This is a genomic window from Seonamhaeicola marinus (genome assembly GCF_008085455.1).
The window spans coordinates 1-695 of the sequence record NZ_VSDQ01000419.1; the positions used below are offsets into that span (position 1 = coordinate 1).

At 29.8% G+C, this 695-nt stretch carries 1 protein-coding gene; it reads left to right on the forward strand.

Features of this window, described 5'->3' with window-relative positions; genetic code table 11:
- Positions 1–279: 279 nt before the first annotated feature.
- Positions 280–695 (forward strand): site-2 protease family protein (locus FUA24_RS07465; RefSeq protein WP_148541130.1); only part of this gene is annotated, 416 nt, incomplete at its 3' end.

Sequence of the window (695 nt, forward strand, 5' to 3'; positions counted from 1 at the left end):
GTAGTGGTTGGTAAACATTAAGTGTATTATAAATTAGGGCTATTATTATTACTGAAATAACACCAAAAACAATAGCAAATACTTTATAACCTTTAAAAAAATTAAGCATGGTAATTGGTAAAATAATTGTTACAAAAATACAACGAAATAGAGACAACTTAGGTAATGTATGTTACTTAAATTCGTGTTAAATAGGTGTGCAATACATAAATGTCTTTTTATACTTGGTTTAAAAGATTACTTTTGTGCGGTTATCAAAAAAATTTTGATTAAAAATATATGGAGTTTGTTATAAAAATATCTCAGTTTTTACTGAGNATTCCTGCCAAAGCTTTTAAAACTAGAGTAGAAAAGTTTTACCTGTTTTTTGATGTTAAGTTTTCACTATTTAAAAAGAAAATAGGAGAAACCGTTTATGGTATTGGTTGGTTGCCACTTGGCGGCTATGTAAAAATATCTGGGATGATTGATGAAAGCATGGATACCGAGCAAATGGCACAAGAGCCACAACCTTGGGAGTTTCGCTCTAAACCTGCATGGCAACGTTTAATAATTATGCTTGGTGGTGTAACCGTTAACTTTATTTTAGCAATACTTATTTATGTAGGTATGAGCTATTTTTATGGTGATACCTTTTTGCCAAATGAAAACATAAAAGATGGCCTTTTAATAGATAATAAAGTAGCTAATGATGC